This window comes from Candidatus Neomarinimicrobiota bacterium, from assembly GCA_018647265.1.
Lineage (GTDB): Bacteria > Fidelibacterota > Marinisomatia > Marinisomatales > TCS55 > TCS55.
In genome coordinates this window covers 1-2208 of record JABGTK010000149.1, presented here as the reverse complement: position 1 = coordinate 2208, position 2208 = coordinate 1, and the positions used below count along the sequence as shown (strand labels likewise).

Annotated in this window: 1 protein-coding gene; it reads right to left on the bottom strand. The window is 40.7% G+C overall.

From position 1 onward, the window contains the following. Positions 1 to 129 precede the first annotated feature (129 nt). A partial coding sequence (locus HN459_09290; protein ID MBT3479637.1) for a TonB-dependent receptor occupies positions 130 to 2208 on the bottom strand: 2079 nt, incomplete at its 5' end.

The window sequence follows — 2208 nt, the reverse complement described above, 5'->3', positions numbered from 1 at the left end:
TTGGGCTCGCCTGCCCGCTCGGCAGGCGGGCAATGACAATGAGAAGATAAAGACGCGAATTCAATAAACAAAAAAGCCCCGATTTTCATCGGGGCTTTTTCTTATAGACTTTAAAGAGACTAAATCAGTTTAGAATCTTACGGTCAGACCCATGTTCATGTATCTTGGCGCACCAAAAAATACTTCTGCACTGTCAGCATCATGATCTTTATCCCATGAGTTGTACTGACTATTATCTACAGCATCTTGAATGTACAATGCGTCTGTTAGATTAAAGATATGAGCAAAAACCTGGATTTTTGTCCCAGCAAGAGACATAGGCAGATTATAATAAGCATGAAGATCAATTTTATTATAGGTCGGTGCCATCCAAACTTGTTCTCTGTCTGCTGTGCCGCCTTTGATTTCACGGGAAGCAGGACTCCAGTCTGAGTAGTTATTATCATACCAGTTGAACAATCCTTGAATTCTCAATCCTGGAATTGGTGTTACTGTTGCACCCATAACCATCATAGACTGAGGCATATCGCCTACTTTTAGTTTGTCTAGACCATATTCATATGAAGTACTTGTAACTCCTGTTTCAGTGATTTCTTGGTAATCACCTTTTGCGTCACCATCAAAAATCCAATTACCAAAACCTGCGGCCATATCTAGTCGAAGCATATCCATCACTTGATAAGATCCTTCAACTTCAAAACCGCTATGACTTTGATTCACACCGGTCAAATAGATAATATCTGTGTCGCCACTGGACCCTTGTCCTGTGGTCACATTCCTAGTTAGGTTTCTATCTTTCCATTGTGTGTTATAGTAACTGGCTTTTAGGGCAGATTTATCACTATTGAAGTTCACGCCCGCTTCAAAACTAGTGAACTGTTCATTCTTAGGATCTGTGGCAACGGCACCACTATAATGAATAACATTATCCATGATAGGTGGTTTTTCAACAATACCAAAGTTACCAAATACGCTAATGTTATCACTCACATCATACATGACACCACCCTTAACCTGGATGGCAGAAATAGCATCTGCAGTGATTTTCTTATTTGCCACGGAAAAGTGATCTTGATAAGAGTAAGCAATGGATGATGTTCCAGCCATACCATAAAGGGATAGTGCACCCGCAGTATAATTGGCTTGAGCAAAGAACCCAGTCCAATCCACTGTTGTTTCATCATGATATGCAATAATATCACCTAGTTTTCTTTCACGTCCACTCGGGTAATTCTTATCAGCATAGTTTATGAAAAACTGTCCGCCTAAAAGGTCGCGAACTTCACGAGCATGTTCGATACCAGCTGTACGCCAGTCAATACCCAGTTGAACTTTCAGTGCATCATTAACATCAATATTCAATTTAGAAATAGCGCCCCATGTATGCTGACGGTTAATACTATTTCTTAAGATACCAATTGATTCACCTGCTTTTTTAGAGCGTGTCTTTTTCTGAAAATCATATGATGTATCGTTATTGGAATTAATTGCAATTGTTGCATCCCAATCACGTGTCCAGGGAGATGGGCCATAGTAAAACTTATGGTTATCTACATCACTTTTCCCTGTTGCATCCCGGGTAACGATTTCACCATAGGTACCTGTTCCACCACCGGATCCACCAGACCAATATCCAATTGTGGATAACCGCATTTTGTCATTAATGGTCCAGAAATGGTTCATGTTAACCAATGGTTTATGGAAAAAATTTTCCCGTTCATTTAGGAAGTTTGGATTATGACGTTTGGTTGTCCGAGCACCATACATATACCAGTACTGATCGCCGTTATAGCTAGAGTTAACGGGTGACCAGTTTTGACTAAACAAACGTCTGTCGCTGGTATGGGCTGATTCAGGCGCACCAAATTTATCCAAAGCTGCGGGATCATAATCACTCTGTTTTTTAGCAAACTCTGGGCTGTAAACAGCCATGTTTTGTTTATACAGGTTTTGACCATGACGCTGGGGAGCGCCGATGGCATACAGTTCGACACGGTTTTTATCATTAATGGCATAGCTTGCACCAAAATAATAGGCCCATGAATCGGTCCAATTACCTTTGATGACACCATCGCCCATTTTACGTACGACAGTGGCACTAAATGCCATTTTATCGTTAATAAGTCCCGTATTATAGTTTGCAGTTAATTTTTTAAAACCACCGTCACCTAATTCCGTTTTGACTTTACCGCCTCTTTTTAGGGCTGT